General features: G+C 73.8%; 5 protein-coding genes. 2 read left to right on the forward strand and 3 right to left on the reverse strand.

From position 1 onward, the window contains the following. Positions 1 to 24: 24 nt before the first annotated feature. Both NBZ83_RS29135 and NBZ83_RS29140 read left to right on the forward strand, forming a co-directional pair. Positions 25 to 1,485 carry an aldehyde dehydrogenase family protein gene (locus NBZ83_RS29135; RefSeq protein WP_438803345.1) on the forward strand — a complete coding sequence of 487 codons (1,461 nt, stop codon included), beginning with the start codon at positions 25 to 27 and terminating at the stop codon, positions 1,483 to 1,485. Continuing rightward, a complete protein-coding gene (locus tag NBZ83_RS29140; protein ID WP_261576233.1) occupies positions 1,478 to 3,031 on the forward strand; it encodes a class I adenylate-forming enzyme family protein in 1,554 nt (517 codons plus the stop codon). The genes NBZ83_RS29135 and NBZ83_RS29140 overlap by 8 nt, the downstream gene beginning before the upstream one ends. Before the next feature lie 30 nt (positions 3,032 to 3,061). Here NBZ83_RS29140 and NBZ83_RS29145 read toward each other — a convergent pair whose 3' ends face one another. The 3 genes from NBZ83_RS29145 to NBZ83_RS29155 form a co-directional block, all read right to left on the reverse strand. Further along, a complete protein-coding gene (locus tag NBZ83_RS29145; RefSeq protein WP_261569583.1) occupies positions 3,062 to 4,297 on the reverse strand; it encodes an ABC transporter substrate-binding protein in 1,236 nt (411 codons plus the stop codon). A gap of 213 nt (positions 4,298 to 4,510) precedes the next feature. Beyond that, a complete protein-coding gene (locus NBZ83_RS29150) occupies positions 4,511 to 4,807 on the reverse strand; it encodes an acyl-CoA synthase (protein WP_261569584.1) in 297 nt (98 codons plus the stop codon). An 83-nt stretch (positions 4,808 to 4,890) separates the two neighbouring features. Next, a complete protein-coding gene (locus tag NBZ83_RS29155; protein WP_261569585.1) occupies positions 4,891 to 5,973 on the reverse strand; it encodes a Gfo/Idh/MocA family protein in 1,083 nt (360 codons plus the stop codon). Positions 5,974 to 6,347: the final 374 nt, after the last annotated feature.

Raw genomic sequence — 6,347 nt, forward strand, 5'->3', positions numbered from 1 at the left:
ACCACCACCCCCACCACCCCCGCCGTGGTCGGCGAGGCCCGGATGCTCATCGACGGCCGGCTGGTCGAGGCCACCGGCGGCGCCGTCTACGACAACGTCAACCCGGCCACCGAGGGAGTACTGGGCCAGACCAGTGACGCCGCGGCCGTCGACCTGGACGCCGCGATCGCCGCGGCGCGCCGGGCCTTCGACGAGTCGGCCTGGTCGACCGACCGGGACCTGCGCCGCCGCTGCCTGGCGCAGCTGCAGCAGGCGCTGGAGGGCGAGCGGGAGGAGCTGCGCGCCGAGCTCGTCGCCGAGGCCGGCGCGCCCGTCGCCGTCACCGGCATCGCCCAGCTCGACTGGCCGCTGGCCGACGGGCTGCGCGCCCCGCTGGAGCTGATGGACAGCTTCCCCTGGGAGCGGTCCCTGCCGGACACCCAGCTCATGGGCGCCAGCCACCGGGCCGTCTGGCAGGAGCCGGTCGGCGTGGTCGCGGCGATCGTGCCGTGGAACTTCCCGTTCGAGGTCACGATCAACAAGCTGGGCCCGGCGCTGGCGACCGGGAACACGGTCGTGCTCAAGCCCGCGCCGGACACCCCGTGGAACGCCACCCGCATCGGCCGGCTCATCGCCGAGCAGACCGACATCCCCCCGGGTGTGGTCAACGTGGTGCCCTGCTCGGACAACGCCGTCGCCGGCCAGCTTCTCGTCGACCCGCGGGTCGACATGGTGTCGTTCACCGGGTCGACGGGGGTCGGCCGCCTCGTCGTGGAGAAGTCCGCGGCGACGATGAAGCGCACCCTGCTCGAGCTCGGCGGCAAGTCGGCGATGATCGTCCTTGACGACGCCGACCTCGCCGCGGTGCTGCCGCTGGCCGGCTTCGGCGCCTGCCTGCACTCCGGGCAGGGCTGCGCGCTGCTCACCCGGGTGCTGCTGCCCCGCGCCCGCTACGCCGAGGGCGTGGAGATCCTCGCCGGGGTGATCGGAGCCCTGCCCTACGGTGACCCGACCGATCCGGCGAACCTCGCCGGCCCGCTGATCAACGCCCGCCAGCGCGAGCGGGTCCTCGGCTACATCGAGGCCGGCCGGGCGCAGGGGGCGCGGGTCGTCGTCGGCGGTGGGCGGCCCGAGCACCTACCGCGCGGCTACTACGTGCAGCCGACGCTGCTCGCCGACGTGGACAACACGATGACCGTCGCCCGGGAGGAGATCTTCGGGCCGGTGGTGTGCGCGATCCCGTTCGACGACGAGGCCGACGCGGTGCGCATCGCCAACGACAGCCCGTACGGCCTGTCCGGCGGGGTGTACTCGGCGTCGATCGAGCGGGGCCTCGGCGTCGCCCGGCGCATCCGCACCGGCAGCATCAACGTCAACGGCGGGATGTTCTACGGCTCCGACGGCCCGTACGGGGGGTACAAGATGAGCGGCCTGGGCCGGCAGGGCGGCCTGGAGGGCTTCGCCTCCTACACCGAGTCCAAGACCGTCGGCTATGTCGGTGCCTGACCCGGACGTCGGCGCCGGTGTGGGTGCCGGCACCGGCGCAGGGGTGGACGTGGGGCTGGGCGTGGGGCTGGGCGTGGGCTGGCTGGAGCGCGTCCTCGCGGTGCACGCGGGCAGCGCCCGCCCGGCGGTGCTCGATGCCGGCGGTCCGGTCAGCGGCGCCGAGCTCGTCGGGCGGGCAACGTACGCCGCCGAGTTCCTCACCGGGCTCGGCGTCGCGGCGGGCACGCCGGTGCCGGCGCTGCTCACCAGCAACCCCGACGCGCTGGCGCTGCTGCTCGGCGGGGCGGCGGCCGACCGGCCGGTGGCCCCGCTCGGGCCCCGACTGACCGCCGCCGAACTCGCCGGCCCGGTGCGCGCCGCCGGCGCAGGCGTCCTGCTCACCGAACCCGCCTGGGCCGCCGTCGCGACCGAGGCCGCGGCCCTGGCCGGGGCGCGAGTGGTACCCGTGCCGGCGCTGCGGGCGTCGGGTGCGGCCCCGCCCGGGCCGGGCGGACCGGTCGCGCTGTACCTGCACACCTCGGGTACGACGGGAGCGGCCAAGCGGGTGCCCGTCACCCAGGAGGTGCTCGCCGCGCGCACCGAGCTGCTGTCCGGCCTGCTCGAGCTCGGCCCGGACAGCCGCCACGCCACCGGCTCGCCGCTGCACCACATCGGCGGGCTCGGCAACACCCTCGTCGCGGTGACGGTCGGCGCGACCGTGCTGCCGACGTCGCGGTTCAGCCACCAGTGGTGGGCCGGCCTGCGGGAGCAGGGCGCCACGCACTGCCAGCTCGTCCCGACGATGATCGAGATGCTGCTGGCCGAGGGGACACTCGACGCGGTGCCGCTGCGCACCCTGATCTACGGTGCTTCGCCGATCAGCCCCGAGACGCTGCGCCGGGTGCAGGCCGTGCTGCCCGGGGTGCGCCTGGTCAACCTGTTCGGTCAGACCGAGGGCAGCCCGCTGACCTGCCTGACCCCGGCCGACCACGACCGGGCCGCGGCGGGCGCCCCCGACCTGCTCACCACCGTCGGGCGGCCCGTCCCCGGGCTGCGGCTGCGCATCGCCGACCCCGACGACGCCGGGGTCGGCGAGGTGTTCGCCGCCGCGGCGCACCTGAGCGTGCACGCCGCCGACGGCTGGCTGCACAGCGGCGACCTCGGTTTCCTCGACGACGACGGCTACCTGCACCTCGTCGGCCGGCGCAACGACATGATCGTGCGCGGCGGGGAGAACGTGTACCCGTTGGAGATCGAGCACACGCTCGTCGAGCATCCCGGGGTGGCCGACGCCGGGATCGTCGGGGTGCCCGACGCCCGGCTGGGGGAGACGCTGGCCGCCTTCGTCGTCCCCGCCGATCCCGACCGTCCGCCGACCGCCGACGAGCTGCGCAGCTTCGTCCGCGACCGGCTCGCCGGGTTCAAGGTGCCCGCCTACTGGTACGTCGTCGACGCGCTGCCGCTCAACGCCGCCGGCAAGCTCACCCGCCCCGCCCTGCGTGCCCGCCACGACGCCGCAGCCGCGCAGACCGCAGCCGCGCAGACTGCAGCCAGCTCGTCGCCGTAGCGGGCGGGTGGGTGCCCGGGCCGGTGGGCGTCAGGAGCCGGTGGCGGCGGGCAGCTCGTGGCCGCAGAGGTTCTCGCGGACGACGCTGAAGGCGTCCCCGGCCCGGTTCGCCTGGACGAACGACCAGCAGGTCGTCTGTCGGCCTCGGTCGCGGGTCAGGTCCATCGGCTGGATGAGGCCGCCGGCGTTGTAGTTGTGCACCGCGTTCAGGGCGGTGACGAAGCCCTCGCGGGTCGGGCACGCGCCGGCCTCGGTCAGCCCGCGCAGGAACAGGTCGGTGTCGATGTAGGCGATCATCGTCAGTTCCTGCTGCGGGTTGGGGACCTGCGGTGCGTAGCGCGCCATCGCCGTGCGGTACTGCGCGATCGCCGGGCCGCCGGCTTCGAACGGGCGGTAGAACACCGGGACGGTCACGCCGGCGAGCGCGCCGCCCGAGTCGTGCAGGAGCTGGGTGTCGTAGCCGCTGACCGACAGGACCGCGCGCAGGTTCACCCCGGCGGCGCGCACCGCGGTGAGAACCGCGGGCAGGTCGGGGGCGTTGATGACGGTGAGCAGGGTGTCGGCGCCGCTGTTGACGATGCGCCGGGCGACGGCCACCGGGCTGTCCGCGTTCGCGGTGTAGGGGATCTCGTCGACGACCGGGATGCCGGCGGCCCGCGCGCTCTGGGTCATCTTGGCGCTGGTGTTGCCGACCCCGGAGGACAGCGCGGTGCGCAGCAGGACGGCCTTCGTCGCGCCCTGCGAGCGAAGGAACGTGCCGTAGGTGTCGGTCGCGGCGCCGGTGGTGGAGGAGAACGAGAACATGCTGCGGTGCTTCGCCCAGACCTCGCCGGTGGCCAGCCCGCCGACCGGGACGCCACGGTCGGCGAGGTACTGGGCGCTGCCGTCGGCGGCCAGGGAGTACTCCAGGACGCCGAAGACTCCTTGCCCCTCGACCAGGTCCCGGGCGGCGACCCCGTTGGCCGCCGGGTCGCCCTGGTCGTCCCGCCAGTCGTAGACGATCTTTCGTCCGTGGATGCCGCCGGCGGCGTTCGCCAGGCCGATGCGGGCATCGACCCCGGCGCGGGTGGCGGCCAGCGAGGCCGCGGTCGGCCCGGAGTCGGGATAAAGAAGCCCGAGCCTGACCTCCGATGAGGTCACGCCCGGACTGTCACAGGATGCCGCCGACGATGCCGTCGCGGACGAGCACGCGCTCGCCCCCGCGGCGAGTAACGCCAGCATCGCGGCGGCGCTTGATAACGATAAGGAATAAGAACGACTACGCATCGTGAGACCCCGTGGGAACGTCATGGAACAGAGATGAGGGAAGTGCCGGGAAAGAAACAAGGCAACCGGCGGGGCCGGTGGGGCGGTCGACGAACGCGTCCCGCATTCGTCCGCGCTCTCGGCGCCGGGCCCCCGACGGATGGTGCCAACCGCCGCCCCGGGTGATCGTGGATCAGCCGGGGCGGCGGTTGGCAGGCGGACCTGGTGCTGGTCTCAGCTCTCGTAGCGGGGCGTGCCCCGGTAGCCGAAGAACCGTTCGAAGTTCTCATCGTTGATCGGCCGCCGCTGGTTGCGCTCCTGGGCGTCGCGCAACGCGGCGAGCCGCGTGCGCTCCCGCCCGACGCGCTCGGCGTCCGCCGGTTCGGCGCCTTCCAGCTCGGTGACCAGGGCGCTCTGCGCCTCGATCTCCTCGGCCAGGCGAACTGCCACCTCGCCGTAGGTGAGCAGATCCTGGTCGTCCTCGTCCTCGCGTTGCGGGACGGCGGCGGGGTTGGTCCCTGCGTCGGTCATGCGTACACCGTCCTTCCTGCTGTCCTCGCGGGGGACTGTAGTCCTCCGCGCCGGCGGAGCTCCACCGTGCGCCCGCCGATCCTTCAGAGCTCGATGGGCACCCAGCCGGCGCCCTCGGACGACCGGTGTGCCGCGTCGATGATCTCCAGGCTCAGCAGCCCGTCGGTGAACGTGGGGACCGGGGTGGGCTTGCCGTCGAAGGCAGGCAGCCAGTCCTCGAGCATCAGCGCCATCGACAGGCTGCCATGCCCGGCCAGCCCGTCGGGCAGGTGCTGCGGCGCGTCGGGCGCGCGCTCGACCGGGGCCAGCGGGGCCAGCCCCTTCTCACGTGCCGGACCCGCCTGGTAGACGGTGTGGCGCAGGCTGCCGTCGGCGACGATGGTGCCGTCCCCGCCCAGCAGCTCGAGGCGGAAGTGGTCGACGTTCGCGCCGATCGTGGACAGGCTCAGGATCGCGATCGCGCCGGAGGCGAGGCGCAGCAGCAGCGCGGAGGTGTCGTCCGCGGTCACGGCCAGCTCCCCGCCGTCGGGCAGCGCCCGCGTCGGCACCGAGCTGCGTACGTCGGCGCACACCGCCACCGGCGGCCCCAACAGCGAGCACACGAAGTCCAGGTCGTGGACGAGCATGCCGGCGAGATAGCCGCCGCCCTGGGCACGGTCGTACATCCAGGCGGCCTGGAGAGGCCGGCCGGGATGCCAGTAGGAGGCGCTGCGGCTGACCCGGGCCACGTGCGGGGTGCCGAGCAGCCCGTCGCGCACCCGGTCGGTGATGGCCAGCCACTCGGGGTTCCAGCGGTTCTCGAAGCAGCAGCCGGTCGGCCGACCCGACTCCCGCGCCGCGGCGACCATCTCCCGCGCCTGCGCCGAATCGGCGGCCAGCGGCTTCTCGCACAGCACCGCCTTGCCCGCGTCCAGCGCGGCGAGGGTGATCTCGTGGTGCAGCGCGGTCGGGGTCGCGACCGAGATCAGGTCAAGGTCGTCGCGGCGCACGAACGAGCGCCAGTCGGTCGAGGTGTCCTCGATGCCCAGCCGGGCTGCCACCTTCCCGAGACGCTCCGGCGTCCGCGCGCACAGAGCCACCGGTTCATAGCCTCGGGCCGCCCGGTATGCCGGAGCCTGGACGATCGCCCCCCAGCCGACTCCCACAATGCCCACCCGCAGCGTCACAGGACCACCCGCGCTGTCATGTTGCCTCCCAGGGGACGGCCACTCTGCCGCCCTGCCGCATCGTCGCGTTACGGACCCAAAGTCCAATTAGTTAAACAGTAATGCGGGACTACTCGGAGGGGCAACGCGGGCCCGGCCGGCGGCGCCGCGCGGCCGCATTCCTCGCTGCGCAATCGGCAGGCTGAGCACCGTCGGCGGGATCGTCACGTCAGGCCGATATCCCCACAAGCCCGACACGTCCCCACAGGCCCGACACGATCGCCGGTGGGGCGCCAGGAGCGGGCCGCCTGGTCGGACAGCGCCCTACACTTGCCTGCGGGAGTGCCCTGCATATCGCGTCGGGATATCGCGTCGGGCGGGGGGAGACGTAAGGG

The organism is Frankia gtarii (genome assembly GCF_025403375.1).
In the GTDB taxonomy this organism is placed as follows: domain Bacteria; phylum Actinomycetota; class Actinomycetes; order Frankiales; family Frankiaceae; genus Frankia; species Frankia gtarii.

Excerpts from the sequence above, each read along its gene's own strand:
- NBZ83_RS29145 (WP_261569583.1), bottom strand. The coding sequence starts at position 4,297 with ATGCGTAGTCGTTCTTATTCCTTATCGTTATCAAGCGCCGCCGCGATG.
- NBZ83_RS29150 (WP_261569584.1), bottom strand. The coding sequence starts at position 4,807 with ATGACCGACGCAGGGACCAACCCCGCCGCCGTCCCGCAACGCGAGGAC.